A 17638-nucleotide genomic window follows, 5' to 3' on the forward strand; every position below is an offset into this window, starting at 1 on the left:
TTTCTCTATTTTAGTAACGATTAAAGTAATTCAGCAAATCCGTCACCGTCATTTTCTCCTTTGCATCCCCACTAACGTCTAATGAAATTTTTCCGTCTGACATGATAATTAATCGATTACCATAGTCAAGGGCATCTTCCAAATGATGCGTAATCATCAAAGCTGTCAAATTTTCTTCATGAATCCGTTCATTTGTTACTTGCATTAATTGTGCACTAGTCTTAGGATCTAAAGCCGCTGTATGCTCATCTAACAACAACACTTCAGGCCTAATTTGGGTGGCCATTAAAAATGACAAGGCTTGCCGTTGTCCACCTGATAAATCACCTGCATCCATATCTAACCTGTCTGACAAGCCATTTCCCATTGTCTTCGTAACTGCCACAAAAGAAGCTTTCTTTTCATCAGTTAAGCCACGATTTTTTAGGCGACGACGTAAACCTCTTCGTTCAGCAAGCAATAAATTTTCCGCTACTGTCATTCGCGGCGCCGTACCAAGCTTTGGATCTTGGAAAACGCGAGCCAAAAAGTGCGTACGTTGTGCTTCATCTAATTTTGTGACATCACGTTCACCCAAAAAAATATGACCACTTGTTAATGGTAAAGAACCCGCAATAACATTGAACAACGTTGACTTACCAGCACCATTAGATCCCAAAACCGTCACAAAATCACCGTCGTGTAACGTTAATGATACATCATCTAATATTGTCTTTTCATTCGGTTGCCCTTGATTGACAACGACAGTGGCATGATCTAATCGTAATTTTTCTTTTAAAGCCATAGTTAATTAACCTCGTTTTAAAAATGAACTTAAACGCAGCTTAGCGCGTATTCCTGGCAACATCAGAGCCAGACCAAGTATAATGGCACTGACTAATTTTAAATCATCCGCGTTAAAGCCAATATATAGCACAACAACCAAGACAAATCGATAGAAAATCGATCCGATAATAATTGTAATCAGACGTTCAGTTAACGTTAATGTATCAGTAAAGACAACTTCACCAATAATGATTGAAGCTAACGCAACCACAATCGTGCCGACACCCATGTTCACATCTGCGAAACCATTATTTTGTGCAACCAAAGCGCCACCCAGGCCAATCAAACCATTCGCAATCATTAAACCTAAAATCGTCATATTATCAGTATTGATACCTAACGAGCGCGCCATTTTTGGATTATCACCCGTAACAATAAAAGATTGTCCAAGTTCAGTTTTCAAAAAGCGTGCTAAAAAAATGGTTAATAATACAATAACAATTAATCCAATAACAATTACTGGAAAATTACGAGGCAAGACATGCAAAAAGTCATAAGAAAACAGACTATTCTTTCCTAGTAATGACCGATTGGCTTGCCCCATAATTCTTAAGTTAACTGAATAAGCAGCTGTCATCGTTAAAATACCAGCAAGTAATATTGGAATCTTACCCTTTGTGTACAATACACCTGTCACAAGACCTGCTAGACTTCCCACTAGCGCTGCACCGATGGTCGCTATAATTGGTGAGACGCCACTTGATATTAGGGTCACAGCAGTTGCGGCTCCTAACGGAAACGTCCCTTCTACGGTCATATCGGGAAAATCCAAAATACGGAAGGTTAAAAATAGCCCGAATCCCAGGGTTGCCCAAATTAACCCCTGACCAATTGCTGAAATTAAAAGATTCATAATTGCCTCACTTTACAAATTTTGCTTGTTTATATTTATCTGGTAATTGGATGCCCAATTTATCTAACTGTGAACGATTAATAATTAAATCACCCTTTTTGATAAAGCCAACTGGTATATCCTTTGGTTTTTTACCATTTAATATTTGGGCAACTTGCTTACCAGTTTTTACACCTAGCTTTTTCTGGTTAATTGACTCGGCAGCCAGGCCACCATCTCTAACCATCGTATCTACTGTTGGGAAAACCGGAATCTTCGCCGCATTAGTACTATCAATCAGCGTGGGCATCGCACCAGCAATTGTATTATCTGTTGGTACAAATACCGCATCGACCTGATGATTAGCAACCATTTGCTTAGATGTTTGATTTAAATCGTTAGAAGACGAAATCGTGTATGGTTTAGGTTCAATACCAGCCTTTTTTGCTAATTTCATCATCTGTTTTGCTTGTCTCGATGCTGAATCATCCGAAGAGGTATAGATAACACCCAGATTTTTCATATCCGGGACAAAAGTCTGTATCATCTTTAATTGCGATTGCAACGGTGCTTGGTCAGACACACCGGTGACATTACCACCCGGGTGTTGATAACTTTTAACAAGTTTTGAATGGACAGGTGTCGTTGATGCTGAAAAGACAACTGGTCTATCGGTAACTGTATTTGCTAAGGATACTGCTGCCGGAGTTGCGATTCCTACCGATACATCAGCCCCTGCATTATCGAACTTTGAAGCCATGGTTTTCAAATTTGATTGATCACCTTGCGCGTTTTCGTAAATTACTTTGACATTGCGCCCTTTATGAAATCCTTCACTCGCCAATCCCTTGTATATTCCTTCATTTATGGCATCCAATGCGGGATGTTTCATATATTGCAAGACCGCAACTGTTGGGATCGCCTTCTTTTGATTTTTAGCAACGGTTTCATAACCGCCGGCAAAAAGCGTAAATACAGTTAACACCCCAATTGTACCCAAAATTTTTTTGTTCATTCGTTTACTCACTTCCACTACTATTTAATTCGACAAAATAAAAAACACGAGCAGATACAATAGTACCTTCTCGTGTTTAACATGAAAAGGACTATACACTAAATCGTGTAACCCTTTCCAATAATTTTAGGAAAATTAGTTAGCACAGACTCAATACTTTCGTTCCCGAAGGAACCCACGTACCGAATCTATGCAATCATAGTTCGTACGCGTTATCTGCGCCACCAACCATTTAATTGGAATTTAAATTTACCCATAACTAATTTTCTCCTCAGCTATTTTTTATAATAATACCACGTCACTTGTACTTACGCAATACTATTCAATTTGATAATCATCATCTTCCATAGCTTCAACCTGACCAAGTCGATAACCATTACCCACTTGTGAGAAGAAATCATGATTTGAAGTCGTTGTTGAAATACCATTCATAACGATAGGATTAACATCTTCAGCACCATCTGGGAATAATGGATCTTGTCCTAAATTCATCAATGCTTTATTTGCATTGTAACGTAGAAAAGTTAATACCGATTCTGTCCAACCAATGTCATCATACAGTAACTTGGTATAATTCTCCTCATTACTGTACAAATCTAATAGCAAATCATATAACCAATTTTTTAACTCATTTTGTTCATCTTCGCTCAGTTCATTAAATCCCATTTGGAATTTATAACCAATATAAGTACCGTGAACTGACTCATCACGCAAAATTAATTTAATAATTTCAGCAACATTGTTTAACTTATTATGTCCTAAATACCAAAGTGGCGTATAGAATCCTGAATAGAATAAGAATGTTTCTAAAAATACCGAAGCAACTTTACGTTGTAATTGACTACCACTTTGATAAATTTGATTAATCCGATTGGCCTTATATTGCAAAAATTTATTACTATTTGTCCAATCAAATATTTCATCAATTTCAGCTGGCGTGTGTAACGTTTCAAAAATTGAAGAGTAAGATTTTGCATGAACAGATTCCATAAACTCAATGTTATTTAGAACAGCTAGCTCATGTTGTGTCCTAGTCGATTGCTTCAAAGATGCCATACCGTCTTGTGATTGTAATGTATCTAGTAAAGTTAATCCACCAAAAACATGGCCAACTAAATAATGTTCTTGTTCAGACATCTTACGCCAGTCATCCAAATCATTTGATAGAGGGATTCTTGTATCCAGCCAAAACTGCTCAGTCAACTTTTCCCATGTTGCTTTATCAACCTTGTCTTCAATAGCATTCCAGTTGATTGCTTCATATGCTACTGTCATTTGCTCACCTTATCTCTCATTTGTATAACACCTTAAATTGAACAGCTCTCACATTCATTGACACCAAATTCTTCCATATCGTCAGTATATGTACGAATATAGTAAATTGATTTGATGCCTTTCTGATAAGCATATAATCTTAGAATGTTTAAATCACGCGTCGTCATCTTCTCTGTATGTCCATCTTTCCAATCATATAGACCCTCAGGAATTGTTGAACGCATAAATAGTGTTAATGCCATTCCCTGGTCAATATGCTGCTGTGCAGCTGCATAGACATCAATCACCCGACGCATGTCCATGTTATAGGCAGATTCATAGTATGGTAGGGTATCTGTTCCCAAATAAGGTGCTGGATAGTAAATTTTTCCAATTTTCTTTTCTTGGCGTTCTTCAACACGATTAATAATGGGATGCAATGAAGCAGTTGCGTCGTTAACATATGAAATTGATCCAGTTGGTGCAACTGCCATGCGATAAGCATTATACAAACCATATTGCTTAACTGATGCTGCTAAAGCCTGCCAATCCTCTTGGGTTGGGAAATGGTGTACAGCAAATATTTCTTTAACTTTATCAGTTTTCGGTGACCAATCTTCGTTAATATACTTTTCAAAATATGCACCACTAGCGTAAGTTGATTCTTCAAACTCGTAAAAGCTAGTCTGTCGTTCTTTAGCAAGATTATTTGAAGCAACTAAACTATAGTAATTCAGCATTAGGAAGTAAGCATTCGTAAAGTCCAATGCTTCTTCATCCCCATAATACATATGATTTTTAGCAAAAAAGGCATGCAAGCCCATTGCACCTAAGCCAATCGCATGTGTCTGACGATTTCCCAATCTAACTGAAGGAACAATATCAAGATCTGTTTGATCCGAAACAAATGTCAATGCACGTACCATTGCATCTACTGACTTACCAAAATCATTTGTAGCCATCATATTAACAATATTTGTTGAACCCAGATTACATGATACATCTGTTCCTAACTCATCATACGTTTGCTCGTTATTAATTTGTGATGCTCGCTGAACCTGTAAAATTTCTGAACATAAATTAGATGAGATAACCTTACCCGCAATTGGGTTAGCAGCATTAACAGTATCTATATTAATAACATAAGGATAACCAGACTCCTGCTGTAATTTCGAAATTTCTGTTTCTAACTCACGAGCCCGAATTTTCTTCTTATGAATTTGCTTATTAGCTACCATTGCATCATATTCGGCTGTAATGTCGACATAGTTAAATGGCTTACCGTATACACGTTCAACGTCATACGGAGAGAATAAGAACATATCTGAATTACTTTTGATTAATTCATAAAACTTATCAGGAACAGTTAATCCAAGTGACAATGTTTTGACACGAATTTTTTCATCAGCATTTTCCTTTTTAGTAGCTAAAAAGTTCATGATATCTGGATGGAATACTGATAAATAGACAACTCCTGCCCCATTACGTTGACCCATTTGATTAGAATATGAAAATGAGTCCTCTAATAGTTTCATAACAGGAACAACACCTGATGCGGCATTATTAATGCCCTTGATAGGTGCGCCAGCCTCTCTAAGATTAGACAAAACGATACCAACACCACCACCAATTTTAGATAACTGTAATGCCGAATTGACAACCCGGCCAATGGCATTCATGTCATCCGTCGCCTGTAAAATAAAGCATGATACCAGCTCACCACGACGGGCACGACCAGCATTCAAAAACGAAGGCGTTGCCGGCTGATAACGTTGATGAATCATCTCATCAGCTAAATTCATAGCTAACGTCTCATCACCATTTGCATAGAATAGGACATTCATAACAATGCGATCATTGTAATTTTCGATGTAATAGTCACCATCATTTGTCTTTAATGCATACTGTGCATAAAACTTATAGGCAGCCATAAAAGACTTAAATTGAAAATGTTGTGAGTCTAAATACGCATACAACTTCTCAATAAAAGCCATCGTATACTTATCGACCATTTTTGGATCAACATAATCATTAGCGATCAAGTAATCAAAACGATCCGCTATTGAATCGAATTTCTTTGTGTTTGGCTCAACATTTTCTTTAATAAAAGCTTGTAATGCTTCGGTATCTTTCTGTAATTGAATACTATTATTCTTTGGAATATTCAACTGATTATTTAAATCAAAATAAGTAACCTTATCTAGATCCAGCGTTGCTAATGACATATAACTCCCCCGCGTAGTACCTAGTGTAAAGCGGAATCCTTTTGGTTGCACCGACACCTAGGTATCTTAACTAATTGATTAAGTGATTAAATTGCTTTGCTTAACTTGGCAAGCAGATCTGGACGGAAACCTTTAACTGGTTCCATGTCTTCTGAAAAGACAACAGGTACTGATTGATAACCTTTATCCTTCAAAAAAGTTAATGCATCTGCATCATTTTCAACGTTCTTTTCTGAGTAGCTAATACCATATTGTGTCAATGTCTTCTTAGTCATGAGACATTGAATGCAGTTATTCTTTGTATACACGGTCACGTTTTGCATATTTTCACCTAAACTTTCTTCTTCTATAAAACCTAACGGATTGTTAATATGTCATTGAGTATAAACCACTCAACTAACAGTTTGCAAGTTAATAATTTAACTAAAAAAAGGCTTGACATAGGCTTCATAGCACTGCATAAGCCTTTATAGTGATTATTACAAAAAGATTAAATAATAACTTTCCGTTACATATATGATTGCTAATTATTGTAAACTTTTTTAGACTAAATATTATAGAAAAATCTGGAGGAAAAGAATGCCAATCCATCTATTATATAGTTCAATTTCTGGCAATACACGTGCATTCGTTAAAAAGCTAACTGAATATGCCGAAACTCAAGGCCATTTCACTTTGATACCAATTGAAATTTCAGACGCGACTGCCGATATTATCGAGACAAGCCCTTTTTTTGCCCTTGTACCAACTTATTTGGATGGCGGTAATGGCATTGATAATGGCGTCTTTGAAATTTTAACAGACCCCTTACGAGAACAACTAGAAATCCCAGAAAATCAACAGAATTTACTGGGAATTATCGGATCTGGAAACAAAAATTTCAATGCACAATATATTCTAACTGCGCGTCGTTATGCCGTACAATTTAAAGTTCCCTTGATTGCTAATTATGAACTGCGCGGAACTTCAAATGATGTACAACGTGTTTATGAAGCAATACAACAACGACTAACCGAAGTACAATCGTCACATAATTAGGTAAAAGAAGAAGTAAATCATGCAAGTCACCAAACCAAAAACTAAGAAAGTCTCATTAACCAAACAACGACGTGCGGAAACTTGGCAACGATTAACCAAAGAACAGCAATCAGTTATCCAAAAGCATATTCATTATCAGCAAACTTCATTATTTATGAATCATGAGCTAATTGGTCATGGGCGGCACTGGTCCCTAGTCGCCTTTCATGAAAACATGAATTTCGACAGTCCTAGCAGTCCCCAACTATATTGTGACTGTGGTCGTCGCTTAAAGTATCAGTACGTCCTAACTAACAATCTTGGTGAAGAAATAAAACTTGGCATTACTCATTTTGCAGATCATATTGGCATTCCAGAGGCCGTTGCTCGTCAACTGCAAGCTGAAATTCACCAATTAAATTTTGGACTAGATGAGCTTTTACAACGCATTCGTCGTCATGCCGGTTTGAATCAGGAGATGCGTAATTGGTTCATCAGTCATCAAGATGGATTTGACGACTTACCACCTAACACCGTTGACTTTATCACTCAAAATTTACCACCTGAACGAGAAATACAAACTGACATCGTGCGCTCCTATAAAAAAGCAACTTATGTTAAAAAGGACCACGTGCACCGTAAAAAAACTAAGCTAAATAAAAAAGCTTGGCAGGAAATCTTTCGCGAGATTTAGAAATGGAGTCACTATGATTAAAATATACGTCGCCCCCACTGTAAAACCAAGATTTGCTTTATTGGTCGATGACAGGCGCGAGTTGGTGTCTCAAGTGTATACAATACCATCCCAAAATTTGCCAACGACAATAAGCCAAATAAAACTACCAAGTATGATGGCCCTTCATACAAAACAAACGCAACTACTAGCAAACGAGAATTATTGGTTGTGGCCAATTGACGAAACGACAAACCAATTTCCATCTATTACCGAAAAGCATTTAAATAATTAAAAACAAACTAAAAAGGCTACGTCTGACTGGGAAATTTCCCCAATTTTCAGACGTAGCCTTTTAGTTTTTATGAGTAAATAAAGTAACCTTTAACGGTTCGGCTTACCACCAACCATTAGCGGCACGGAAAGAAATTGCATTGTCGATTGAACCATAGCGTGAGTCTGCATAGTTCAACATACCCTTTGTTTGGTTTTCAACAGAACCTGAACCCCATGATTGGTTAGTTTGACCCAATCCATGGTATTGACCGTTTGATGCGTTGACATTTCCACCTGATTCAGGCATTACAACTGATTCCCACAATTCTGATGTTCCACCAGCAGCAATAAATTGGTCATAAGTTGAGCCTGAGGCTGAACTTGATGAAGCTGAATTAGAAGCTGTTGATGTCTTTGTTGTTGTCGCAGCACTTGATGCTGGCGCAGCGCTTGATGCTGGGGCAGCAGCTTGTGAAGGTGCTTGGCTAGCAGCAGGTGCTACTGAAGCTGCAACAGATTGTTGTGTTGTAGCGGCACTTGATGCTGGCGCAACAGCTTGCGTTTGTGCATTAGCTGCTTGGTCATCTAACTCAAATTGCTCACCCACAAAAATCATGTTAGAATCTGCAATCTTATTTACATTCAAAATACGATCAACTGTGGTGTTATGATCTGCGGCGATTGATGATAGGGTGTCCCCTGACTTAACAGTGTATGTATCAGCTGATACATCAGTGGCCATTGCAGCAGTTGCAACACCAGCGACAGTTAATGCAGTAAGTACTTTCTTATTCATGGTAAATTCTTCTCCTTGATATTTGCCTAAATGGCAATTAATCTACTCAATCCACTGCAACGCAGGTATATCACTGCGTTGGGGACTGAACCTTTACGACATGTATTAGTTTACCAAGCTCAACCCGATATTCGTTACAAGGATGCGACATTGCGTTACACATGTATCACAAACCAACTTTTTGTGAGAAATTAAACTGTAATATCATCACTGTAAAGGGCTCTAATGACTGTCACGCCAACTTTCTTAAAATACTAATTAACCGGTTAAATAAGAAAATTAAATTTGCTAAAAACCCTAAATTTCTTGCAAGATTTATTTTTATTCTAAATAAAAGTTTATTAATTACGACAATGTAACAGTAGTAAAGTTAATTTATTTTATTTTTATTTACTTATTGATAAAAAAACAGCTTGGTCTTCACTGACCAAACTGCTTTATAAATATTTTATGCTTTTTTGATAATTTCTCGCTCAACCAATTCATTCAAATAAAAACGATACAGTGATACTAAATCTTCATGATGATCATTTTTAAAAATATTCACCGTTGCATTACCACTTGGATTAACCGTTTTTATTTTAATACCAGTTAATTGTTTGTTCACGACAACTTTTAACTTAATCGCATTGTCTAAGCCTTTTTCTGGCTCTAATGACCTTTTCATCACATATGAACCCGCATTGTTCTTCACAAAACCTGTATCACCTAATGCATATTGCTTTAATTGTGGGTTGAATTGATAAACAACATCGTCTCCAGCCACTACCACAGTTGTTTCAAATGCCATGTTTATGATCCTCCTACTATTATTAAGCCTGTTCCTTAAAGAAATTAATTAGGACTTGTGCAGATTGTTTGCCGGCTTCGATAATAAATTCATCAAAAGTCATACCGGCATCCCCATTTGCGTTATCTGAAATCGCACGAACAACAGCGAAAGGTACATCAAAATAGCTAGCGACTTGCGCAATTGATGCTCCCTCCATCTCCGCTGATTGCGCCTCAGGAAAGTTCGACAAAATAGTCTGTTTTTGTTCATTACTTGCAATAAACGAATCGCTCGTCACAATTAATCCATTAACTAAACGGGCATCCGTTACTTCTTGATAGGCTTGTGATAAACCATTTGCTAAATCCTCATCTGCCTTGAATCGCGCTGGTTGTTGCGGAACTTGGCCATAAACATATCCAAAGGCCCGGGCATCCGCATCTGCATATGACAATTGGTCAGCAATGACAACATCACCAATTCGTAAATCAGTTCCCAAAGAACCTGCTGACCCTGAATTAATCACTGCATCAACACCGAAATTAGTAATGAGCAAGGTTGTCGTTAGCGCAGAAGCCACCTTTCCAATTCCGGATTCAACAACAACCACATCAACGTGCCCAATTTTCCCGTGATGAAATAATTTACCAGCAATAGTTGTCGTTTTCTCATCGACCATTGATTCAACCAATGCTGCTTTTTCCTCTGCCATTGCATTTATTACACCATATCGCATTAAAAAATATCTCCTTTATTTTATGATTTACTATAGAAAGAATAAAACTAGGTAAGTAATTACAATTAACACAATCAATACGATGATTGCCAAGTTTAGGCGGTGTCGTAATCTTGCCGTTTTGCCATTCTTTGTTAGTTTTCGTGTTTGTGAATCTAATTCATATCGGCCATGACGCGTTAGACGATGCTCTTCACGTGTCAATAATTCAGGGGTAACTGAACTAGTAGGCTCATTCTCAGACACTGTTTTAACATCCTCTGTACCAACGTTTGAGCGCTGCCGACGAGTTGTTTCTTGTGATTTTTTTTTAAATAACATCGTATTTACCTATTATTGTAAAGTACGCCAATAAAGGTATGCCATATTAGTTTTGGCATCCTCTAATTGCCCATTCTCAAATAATGCCGTTGCTTCTTCATAAGTGACATAAATTAGATCAATTTTTTCATCATCATCTTGAGGTAATTCTTGACCCACGGCAGATAAATCATTGGCTAAGTACAATGTCATATATTCATTTGAAAAACCAATTGAAGAATAAAATCCTGTTATTTTTTCTACATGGTTGGCTTGCAGTCTTGTTTCTTCATTTAATTCACGATTAACCGCATCAAGTGGTTTTTGATCTCGTGTATCGATTTTACCTGCAGGGATTTCCAACGTTAATTTCTTAACTGGGGCACGCCATTGTTTTTCTAGAATCATTTTATTGTCTTTCGTTAATGCTAGAATCGCAATTGCATCGGCATGATAGACAATATCACGTTTTGCCTGGCGACCATCAGGTAACGCAACAGTCTGTTCCGTTGCCCGAATGATGTGTCCCTTATACTTTTCTTCCTCATTTAAGATTGTTTCCTTAAATTCGTTCGTATCTACTGACAAATCTATCATGTCATCAACCTCCCATTAATTATTGATCCAGTACTTCAACCGCTGCTGCTTGAGGACCACGTACACCTGGCACAACAACTAATTTTACTTCTTGACCAACTATTAAATCACGTACTTTTGGTGTTTGAATAGCTGAAAAATGGACAAAAACATCATCTTCACCCTTCAATTCAATAAAACCAAATCCTTTATCTGATTGCCATGTTTTGACATAGCCACTAATTTTTTCCATCTGTTTGACTCCTTATTCTTAAGTACGAGTTATAAAATAGGCATAGGCGGTAATACCAATTAAAATGACATAACTTGCAAGTGTGCTGATACGCCACCAAATAGTCCAAAATCGACGAGTTACAAAGTTTTCACGGATAAATCCTTGGTATAAGGCCAGTGCAATCCCCCAAACAACAAACATCAATAGCATGGGAAACAACATCGTGATATGCCAAACTTCAAAAGTGGTGACAGCAATACTCCACCACGCAAAAACAACAGCAATATCTGTAATCTTTATGTTTTTTGGCCAATGATTCTGGAAAAATACTTGTTTGATAATCCAAAGAACAATTAGCAAAATTAAAGCAATGAAAACCGTAACTGGCCAATTAAATAATGTCAGCATCCTTGCCTCCTTAAATTCATTAATCTATTCATTATACCTTTAATTAATCTCTCTGTGGTACGTTATCCTATTTTTTTGATACAATAGACTAAATGAAAAATTAGAGGTACGGTAATGCAAAAAAATAACAAAAAGAAAAAATCAACAATGCAAAAGGTTATTCAAGGATTTGTCATCTTCATGCTTATTCTATCATTTGCCAGTGTATTTATTACATTGTTACAGATTTCTTTTTAATCAACTTAAAACAAAAGTGGTTGAGACAATACAAATGTCTCAACCACTTTTTGTTTTTAACATATACTAATTAGCAGCTGATAAATGTTAGGCATCTACGTATTTCAAAAGGTCACATCGTCAATGTAACATCTTGTGCTTTTTAATCTAATCATTAAATTGCCAAACCCCAGCAACATGTAACTGATTCAACAGCTGCTCAGAACTTGAGCCAACAGCCAGAACATGCCCCATTTGAGGTAATAAACTAGGTAACTGATACATTGAGATTTGCCAATGTGGTTGAATTTGCCAATGTCTATACAACTTATCCGCTTCTTTTTCAGTGATTGGCATATAAACAGCAGATTCTTCAAAAATAACTTCAGCTAGTCTTTGACCAGTAACTGCTCTTAAATGTTGCATGGTCACACTAATATTAACAGAAACATCGTACAAAACAGTTGTCTTGGACAAGCCAGGAATAACATTACGTAAATACAACGTGCCATTCTCAGATAATAAAAATGTCACATCATAGGCACCGATATAATTCAAGGCGTGACCTAATTTTTCAGTGACATGCTTAATTTCCGTAACAATTTCATCTGAAACGTCCCCCACTGTCCAAGCTCTTGTTAAACCTTGTTCAGGTGTTTCTACTTGTCGTAATGGATATAAGGTCGTGTCATCATGTGAGCCACGAACTGCCGTCATAACGAAAGATTTTGTATTTTCGAGCCAAGGTTCTACTAGCAATGTCCCACCATCAATTAACGGTGCAACTAACCCAAGATCCCAATCACCACGTAAAATGACTTGATCATCAATATGTTTATGCTTAAAGATAGGCTTTACGATAATTGGATAACCCAATCTAGCCCCTGCCTGTGCAATTTCATCCAATGAACTACCTGTTTCATATGGCAATATATTCAATGATTCATTTTCATAAAACGCTTTGGCTAAGGCATGATCATCAGTGATATCTAGGATTGTCGTTCCTTGTGGCACTGTTTGGTTAGCCAATTTATCTGTAATCTGTGTTGGTAGCCATGCTGATGTATAGGTAATCATGTCAGATAGTGCCGCGAAACTTTCAATTTCGTCATCATTATCTTTATCCCCCAAGAAACGATAGTCAGCATCCTTGAATACTGCGGATTCGGCAGTACTACTATATGCTGCAACTTGGTATCCCATATTATGAGCAGCTTGTGCCAAGTAACGACTAGTAATGCCTTCACCAATTATACCAATAGTTGCGCCCGGTAAAATTTCATAACTCATGTTCTCACCCTTTTCATCCATTTCTATTTATCATCATACTTATCCAAATGATAAGTTTCAATCATATGAATTATTTTATCCGCATAAGTAGGGTCTGTTGCGTAACCCCCAGTTACTAACCCATTTGCTGCTGTCTCATAATCTTTAGCTTGAATAACCGTTGCATATCGCTGTGGATTGTCTGACGTCCCATTAACGAGTAACTGCGCGTGCGCTGCCATTGAATCCTGCCAACTGCTATACACACGAAAAGAATCATTAATCGTAATCCACTGATTATTCTCATATTCTTTCGTTGCCAACTTCACACTTGGTTGTTCCGCCGAAGACTTTACACCAAAAAAGTTATTATACTTAGATGATAATTCAGATTGACCCCAATTTGATTCTAAAGCAGCTTGAGCGATACTAATAGATGCTAGTAGCCCATATTGCTTTTCGAGTTTTTGTGCTTCAGGGGCAATTTTTTCAATAAATGCTTCCCGAGAAACTGGCACCTGCGTCACCTCTTCTGTTGGCTTTTCCTTATGCAATTGTTGCCAATGTATGTCTGTTTGCCAAAAACCCAGTCCTAGTAAAATAATCACACAGATAAATACTCGGCCACGGTGCAATTGACCTTTTTCAACAAAGAAAGTCCTTATGAAACTTTTCTTTTTTTTCGTATGCCTTTTCTTTGTCTTAACCAGAAAATCACCCTCTTATATATCAGTTAAACTACCATGATCCATTTGTAATAACTTTTTAAATCTTGGTTCTGTCGTCATCAATTGTTCAGGCGCACCCTGCATCGATATTCTTTTATTTTCGATAAAAATGACATCATTAACAAATTCAATACCAGTTAGATGATGGGTTACCCAAATAATAGTCCGATCAGAAAGTGCGTCAAAAATAGTCTTTAATACATTCAACTCAGTAATTGGATCTAGAGCAACAGTTGGTTCATCAAGCACAACAATCGGCGTATCTTGCAATAACACACGTGCTAATGCGAAACGTTGCTGTTCACCACCAGAGAAACGATTTCCCATCTCAGTCATTGGCGTCTCCAAGCCTTCTGGTAAACTACCAACCAAATCAGATAAAGCAACTTGTTTTAACACATGCCATAATTCTTCATCAGTTGCTGCTAAGTTTCCTAAGCGCAAATTGTTAGCAACTGAACTAGCAAATAGGTGTGGCTGTTGATCCAAAACTGAAATAATAGATGAACGTTGTTGTTGCAATGTATTAATACTCTGATTATTAATCGTAATTGCACCACTATTAGGTTGTTCATCACCTAATAATAACTTTAAAAGAGTCGTTTTTCCAGCACCAGACTGACCCAAAATAGCTAGCTTTTCACCGTTTTTTATTGTTAGGTTTAGGTTCTCTAGAACCAATCTACTGTCATTATACCCAAAGTTAACTTGATTAAACTTAATTTCCGGATTTTTAATTTCTTCCGTTGATTGGTCGCTTGTTTGCTGCCCTTCATTTTTTGATTCAGCAGCCATATTGTTTAATCTTTCAATAGAATCTTGATATCGTGGCCATTCACCAATTCCTGTACTAATAGATGTTAAAGCATCTTCTGCTGGAAAAATAGCTAACACAAAAGCTGCAATCCAGTTAACGGCAAAGCTATCATCACCGAATTGACGGGTAGCAAAAATTAGCAAAATAACCGCAGTTGCACCAATAACCAATGCACTGAACATGTCACGCCACCAATTAAAATGAGCTTGCTTTGACTTAATTTTATTAATACCATCAAAATCATTTTGTTGGCGATCAAACAGTTCTTGTGTTCGACCAGCTAAAACCCAGTCTTGTAATCCCATTACCGAATCAGTTAAATCAGTATATAACTGACCCTCCAATTGTTGTTGCTTAAAATCACGAGCACCATTAACGGCCAAAGTAACCATAGGTGCAACAATTGTCGTCATACCCAACACGAGCAGGATAGCCAATGCAAAGCCCCAATTAAAGACACCAACACCGATTGCAATTAGTAAATAAACAACTAAGCCAATGACGGTCGGGAATAACGTTCGCAGGTAGAAGTTTTCTATTTTAAACAGGTCATTGTCGAGAACATTTAAAACTTCTCCCGTTTGTGATCTTGCATATACAGATTTTGTACCAGTTTCTACCAGTTCATAGAGACGTCGCCGAAATACCGAAACAATCTTTAATACCCAGTTATGCGAAACTAATCGTTCAGCGTAACGAAAACTTGGTCGTCCAATACCAAAAGCACGCGTTAACACAATTGGCACATACACCATCAAAATATTTTCAGGAATTTGTGCCGATCTTGAAATCAAGAACCCTGAAGTAAACATTAAGGCTGCCCCAGAAAAAGTAGTCATAAACCCTAAAAAGATAATCAGGACAAGTAGTTTCTTATATGACTTTAAATATGGAAATACCCATGTATCTTTTTTGATTAGTTCAAACATTTTATGCATTTTTGCCACCTCGCATCGCTGATTGCAAACTTACAAAGTAACCATTATGCGACTTCAAGTCTGCTAACGTCCCCTGTTCAACAATCTCACCTTCACGCATAACAATAATCCAGTCCATCTCAGTTAACCAGTGTAATCGATGCGTCGCAAAAATAACCAGTCTTTGTTCGAATAACGGAATCATCGTCTCTTTTAAACGCACTTCTGTTTCAATATCCAAATGGGCAGTTGGTTCATCCAATAATAACACTCGTCGATCCTGATCTAACAAAATTCTTGCCAAGCCAATTCGTTGCGCTTGACCACCAGAGGTTTTCATTGCCCCTTCACCAATTAATGTATCTAATCCACTTGCCAGACTATCATACCATTCACCTAGTCCAACCGTATGCAATGCTTTAATTAGCTCATCATCATTTTTTTCAGGCGAATAAAACGCTAAATTACCGCGTAATGTGTCATGGAAAATATATGGTTTTTGTGGCAACACTTGTAATTGATTTTGCCAATCTTTTTGTTGTAGATGAGGAATATTTTGATTATTTAACTGTACTTCACCATCACCAATTAAAAAACCGCCCAATAAATTCAAGAGCGTTGATTTACCAGATCCAGAAGTTCCAACAATGGCGACTCGCTGGTGGCCCTTAAATGATAGATCAATATCTTTCAAGGCTGGTTCGGTTGCTTCAGGATATTGATAGTTAACACCCTTAAGTTGCAGAGTGTCCTCGGCTTGCCATTGCTGTTGTTCACTATGATAAACATTTGTATCATCAGCCAGGTCTTTATCAAGTAAATCCATGATATCCGCAAACGAATTTTTTCCATTAAGCGTTGCGTGATAATCATTAGCAAAATTTCGAATTGGTAAAAAGTATTCTGGTGCTAAAACTAAAATTGTTAATGCTGGTAACAATGGCATCGTACCGTTCATTAAACCTAATCCCAAAAAGAGCGCCACGATAGCAATCGACAACGTTGTAAAGAAATCTAAGGCAAATGTTGATAAAATTGCAATTTTTAATGTACTCATCGTTGCTTTACGATGTTCTTCTGAGACATCATAAATGTTGTTAGCGTATTGCTTAGCTAATCCAAGTTGCTTCAAAGTAGTCAAACCACGTAATGAATCCACAAAATGATTAGACAGCCTATTAAACGTATCATATTCTCGATCCGCCTTAGCCTGGGCTGCATAACCTAAAATAATCATAAATAAGACAATTACTGGATAAATGAAAAATAAGAAAACAGCTTGTTGCCAATCTATCGTAAAAATGTATGCCAAAATCACCCATGGAATAATCATCATATCAAATAGTTTAACCAAGACTAATGTAAAGTAGTCATGTACTTGATCGATTCCCTCAACTGCTAGCGAAACTGATTTTCCAGTTCCTAAATCAGAAATGGCACTGGGACCTAATTTTGCGTACTTTTGGGTTAATTTACTTTGTAACATCCCCGTTGTTTTACCAGCAAATGGTTCCAAGGCATATTCTTTAAAAACCCCCATCAGTTGCCGTAAAACATATGAACCAATAAATATTAAAACCACCCAAAACACTGACTTTAGTGGATGTTGTTGCCAAAGCCTGGTCAATGCAATACTAATGGCGCGTCCCTGTCCAATAATGGCAAGGGCTTGAACAAAGGTCAGAATACACAACACACCTAACGCCTGCCGTGCTCCAGAAAATTTAAATAATCGTTTATCTAACATAAAA

At 37.2% G+C, this 17638-nt stretch carries 21 protein-coding genes; 3 read left to right on the plus strand and 18 right to left on the minus strand.

What is annotated here, in order from left to right; genetic code table 11:
• Positions 1-10 precede the first annotated feature (10 nt).
• The 6 genes from FOL01_RS07475 to nrdH all read right to left on the minus strand — a co-directional run bounded on the left by FOL01_RS07475 (position 11) and on the right by nrdH (position 6474).
• Complete coding sequence (locus tag FOL01_RS07475) at positions 11-784, minus strand: ABC transporter ATP-binding protein (RefSeq protein ID WP_075270049.1); 774 nt, start codon at positions 782-784, stop codon at positions 11-13.
• A gap of 6 nt (positions 785-790) precedes the next feature.
• Positions 791-1678 carry an ABC transporter permease gene (locus FOL01_RS07480; RefSeq protein ID WP_075270050.1) on the minus strand — a complete coding sequence of 296 codons (888 nt, stop codon included), beginning with the start codon at positions 1676-1678 and terminating at the stop codon, positions 791-793.
• A 7-nt stretch (positions 1679-1685) separates the two neighbouring features.
• Positions 1686-2672 carry a tryptophan ABC transporter substrate-binding protein gene (gene trpX / locus FOL01_RS07485; protein ID WP_075270051.1) on the minus strand — a complete coding sequence of 329 codons (987 nt, stop codon included), beginning with the start codon at positions 2670-2672 and terminating at the stop codon, positions 1686-1688.
• 318 nt (positions 2673-2990) lie between these two features.
• On the minus strand, positions 2991-3947 hold the full coding sequence (nrdF, locus tag FOL01_RS07490; protein WP_075270052.1) for a class 1b ribonucleoside-diphosphate reductase subunit beta: 957 nt from the start codon (positions 3945-3947) through the stop codon (positions 2991-2993).
• A 32-nt stretch (positions 3948-3979) separates the two neighbouring features.
• Entirely contained in the window at positions 3980-6151 is a 2172-nt protein-coding gene (gene nrdE / locus FOL01_RS07495; protein WP_075270053.1) for a class 1b ribonucleoside-diphosphate reductase subunit alpha, read from the minus strand.
• An 86-nt stretch (positions 6152-6237) separates the two neighbouring features.
• The gene (nrdH, locus tag FOL01_RS07500) at positions 6238-6474 is read right to left on the minus strand and encodes a glutaredoxin-like protein NrdH (protein WP_075270054.1); all 237 of its coding nucleotides are present in this window, start codon (positions 6472-6474) and stop codon (positions 6238-6240) included.
• A 256-nt stretch (positions 6475-6730) separates the two neighbouring features.
• Here nrdH and FOL01_RS07505 point away from each other — a divergent pair, with 256 nt between their 5' ends.
• Both FOL01_RS07505 and FOL01_RS07510 read left to right on the plus strand, forming a co-directional pair.
• Entirely contained in the window at positions 6731-7189 is a 459-nt protein-coding gene (locus FOL01_RS07505) for a class Ib ribonucleoside-diphosphate reductase assembly flavoprotein NrdI (RefSeq protein ID WP_075270055.1), read from the plus strand.
• Between the two features lie 19 nt (positions 7190-7208).
• On the plus strand, positions 7209-7862 hold the full coding sequence (locus FOL01_RS07510) for a hypothetical protein (RefSeq protein ID WP_075270056.1): 654 nt from the start codon (positions 7209-7211) through the stop codon (positions 7860-7862).
• Positions 7863-7879: 17 nt separating this feature from the next.
• Here the strand turns inward: FOL01_RS07510 and FOL01_RS11125 are convergent, their stop codons facing one another.
• The 8 genes from FOL01_RS11125 to FOL01_RS07550 form a co-directional block, all read right to left on the minus strand.
• Positions 7880-8107 (minus strand): hypothetical protein, encoded by a 228-nt coding sequence (locus tag FOL01_RS11125; protein ID WP_156835011.1) that lies wholly within the window; start codon positions 8105-8107, stop codon positions 7880-7882.
• 131 nt (positions 8108-8238) lie between these two features.
• Positions 8239-8913: a LysM peptidoglycan-binding domain-containing protein gene (locus FOL01_RS07520; RefSeq protein WP_075270058.1), complete on the minus strand. Its 675-nt coding sequence runs from the start codon at positions 8911-8913 to the stop codon at positions 8239-8241.
• A 448-nt stretch (positions 8914-9361) separates the two neighbouring features.
• Positions 9362-9703 (minus strand): cysteine desulfurase, encoded by a 342-nt coding sequence (locus FOL01_RS07525; protein ID WP_075270059.1) that lies wholly within the window; start codon positions 9701-9703, stop codon positions 9362-9364.
• A gap of 22 nt (positions 9704-9725) precedes the next feature.
• Positions 9726-10421, minus strand: coding sequence for a 5'-methylthioadenosine/adenosylhomocysteine nucleosidase (locus FOL01_RS07530; RefSeq protein WP_075270060.1), 696 nt, complete (start codon positions 10419-10421; stop codon positions 9726-9728).
• A 30-nt stretch (positions 10422-10451) separates the two neighbouring features.
• Positions 10452-10742, minus strand: coding sequence for a hypothetical protein (locus tag FOL01_RS07535; RefSeq protein ID WP_075270061.1), 291 nt, complete (start codon positions 10740-10742; stop codon positions 10452-10454).
• Positions 10743-10754: 12 nt separating this feature from the next.
• Positions 10755-11318 (minus strand): NUDIX hydrolase, encoded by a 564-nt coding sequence (locus tag FOL01_RS07540; RefSeq protein ID WP_075270062.1) that lies wholly within the window; start codon positions 11316-11318, stop codon positions 10755-10757.
• Between the two features lie 19 nt (positions 11319-11337).
• Complete coding sequence (locus tag FOL01_RS07545; protein ID WP_075270063.1) at positions 11338-11550, minus strand: cold-shock protein; 213 nt, start codon at positions 11548-11550, stop codon at positions 11338-11340.
• An 18-nt stretch (positions 11551-11568) separates the two neighbouring features.
• Entirely contained in the window at positions 11569-11940 is a 372-nt protein-coding gene (locus tag FOL01_RS07550; protein WP_075270064.1) for a DUF3397 family protein, read from the minus strand.
• A 114-nt stretch (positions 11941-12054) separates the two neighbouring features.
• On the opposite strand from FOL01_RS07550, the gene FOL01_RS07555 reads away from it, so the two are divergent.
• Positions 12055-12177: a DUF4044 domain-containing protein gene (locus tag FOL01_RS07555; RefSeq protein ID WP_075270065.1), complete on the plus strand. Its 123-nt coding sequence runs from the start codon at positions 12055-12057 to the stop codon at positions 12175-12177.
• Positions 12178-12324: 147 nt separating this feature from the next.
• On the opposite strand, the gene FOL01_RS07560 is transcribed toward FOL01_RS07555, so the two are convergent.
• From FOL01_RS07560 to cydD, 4 genes are all read right to left on the minus strand, one after another.
• Positions 12325-13446 carry an ATP-grasp domain-containing protein gene (locus tag FOL01_RS07560; RefSeq protein ID WP_075270633.1) on the minus strand — a complete coding sequence of 374 codons (1122 nt, stop codon included), beginning with the start codon at positions 13444-13446 and terminating at the stop codon, positions 12325-12327.
• 23 nt (positions 13447-13469) lie between these two features.
• Positions 13470-13979, minus strand: a complete 510-nt coding sequence (locus tag FOL01_RS07565) for a glycoside hydrolase family 73 protein (protein ID WP_237342621.1) — start codon at positions 13977-13979, stop codon at positions 13470-13472.
• Positions 13980-14147: 168 nt separating this feature from the next.
• The gene (cydC, locus tag FOL01_RS07570) at positions 14148-15908 is read right to left on the minus strand and encodes a thiol reductant ABC exporter subunit CydC (protein ID WP_075270067.1); all 1761 of its coding nucleotides are present in this window, start codon (positions 15906-15908) and stop codon (positions 14148-14150) included.
• The gene (cydD, locus tag FOL01_RS07575) at positions 15901-17634 is read right to left on the minus strand and encodes a thiol reductant ABC exporter subunit CydD (protein ID WP_075270068.1); all 1734 of its coding nucleotides are present in this window, start codon (positions 17632-17634) and stop codon (positions 15901-15903) included. Before cydD ends, cydC begins: the two co-directional genes overlap by 8 nt.
• Positions 17635-17638: the final 4 nt, after the last annotated feature.

The sequence above is a fragment of the Weissella thailandensis genome, from assembly GCF_001932615.1.
Taxonomy (GTDB): domain Bacteria; phylum Bacillota; class Bacilli; order Lactobacillales; family Lactobacillaceae; genus Weissella; species Weissella thailandensis.

What these genes read in the sequence shown, in the direction of transcription:
- nrdH (WP_075270054.1), bottom strand. Translation starts at nt 6,474, where the DNA reads ATGCAAAACGTGACCGTGTATACAAAGAATAACTGCATTCAATGTCTC.
- trpX (WP_075270051.1), bottom strand. Translation starts at nt 2,672, where the DNA reads ATGAACAAAAAAATTTTGGGTACAATTGGGGTGTTAACTGTATTTACG.
- FOL01_RS07535 (WP_075270061.1), bottom strand. Translation starts at nt 10,742, where the DNA reads ATGTTATTTAAAAAAAAATCACAAGAAACAACTCGTCGGCAGCGCTCA.
- nrdF (WP_075270052.1), bottom strand. Translation starts at nt 3,947, where the DNA reads ATGACAGTAGCATATGAAGCAATCAACTGGAATGCTATTGAAGACAAG.
- FOL01_RS07560 (WP_075270633.1), bottom strand. Translation starts at nt 13,446, where the DNA reads ATGAGTTATGAAATTTTACCGGGCGCAACTATTGGTATAATTGGTGAA.
- FOL01_RS07475 (WP_075270049.1), bottom strand. Translation starts at nt 784, where the DNA reads ATGGCTTTAAAAGAAAAATTACGATTAGATCATGCCACTGTCGTTGTC.
- FOL01_RS07555 (WP_075270065.1), top strand. Translation starts at nt 12,055, where the DNA reads ATGCAAAAAAATAACAAAAAGAAAAAATCAACAATGCAAAAGGTTATT.
- FOL01_RS11125 (WP_156835011.1), bottom strand. Translation starts at nt 8,107, where the DNA reads ATGGAAATTGGTTTGTCGTTTCGTCAATTGGCCACAACCAATAATTCT.
- FOL01_RS07540 (WP_075270062.1), bottom strand. Translation starts at nt 11,318, where the DNA reads ATGATAGATTTGTCAGTAGATACGAACGAATTTAAGGAAACAATCTTA.
- FOL01_RS07545 (WP_075270063.1), bottom strand. Translation starts at nt 11,550, where the DNA reads ATGGAAAAAATTAGTGGCTATGTCAAAACATGGCAATCAGATAAAGGA.
- FOL01_RS07530 (WP_075270060.1), bottom strand. Translation starts at nt 10,421, where the DNA reads ATGCGATATGGTGTAATAAATGCAATGGCAGAGGAAAAAGCAGCATTG.
- nrdE (WP_075270053.1), bottom strand. Translation starts at nt 6,151, where the DNA reads ATGTCATTAGCAACGCTGGATCTAGATAAGGTTACTTATTTTGATTTA.
- FOL01_RS07510 (WP_075270056.1), top strand. Translation starts at nt 7,209, where the DNA reads ATGCAAGTCACCAAACCAAAAACTAAGAAAGTCTCATTAACCAAACAA.
- FOL01_RS07550 (WP_075270064.1), bottom strand. Translation starts at nt 11,940, where the DNA reads ATGCTGACATTATTTAATTGGCCAGTTACGGTTTTCATTGCTTTAATT.
- cydC (WP_075270067.1), bottom strand. Translation starts at nt 15,908, where the DNA reads ATGCATAAAATGTTTGAACTAATCAAAAAAGATACATGGGTATTTCCA.
- FOL01_RS07520 (WP_075270058.1), bottom strand. Translation starts at nt 8,913, where the DNA reads ATGAATAAGAAAGTACTTACTGCATTAACTGTCGCTGGTGTTGCAACT.
- FOL01_RS07525 (WP_075270059.1), bottom strand. Translation starts at nt 9,703, where the DNA reads ATGGCATTTGAAACAACTGTGGTAGTGGCTGGAGACGATGTTGTTTAT.
- FOL01_RS07505 (WP_075270055.1), top strand. Translation starts at nt 6,731, where the DNA reads ATGCCAATCCATCTATTATATAGTTCAATTTCTGGCAATACACGTGCA.
- cydD (WP_075270068.1), bottom strand. Translation starts at nt 17,634, where the DNA reads ATGTTAGATAAACGATTATTTAAATTTTCTGGAGCACGGCAGGCGTTA.
- FOL01_RS07480 (WP_075270050.1), bottom strand. Translation starts at nt 1,678, where the DNA reads ATGAATCTTTTAATTTCAGCAATTGGTCAGGGGTTAATTTGGGCAACC.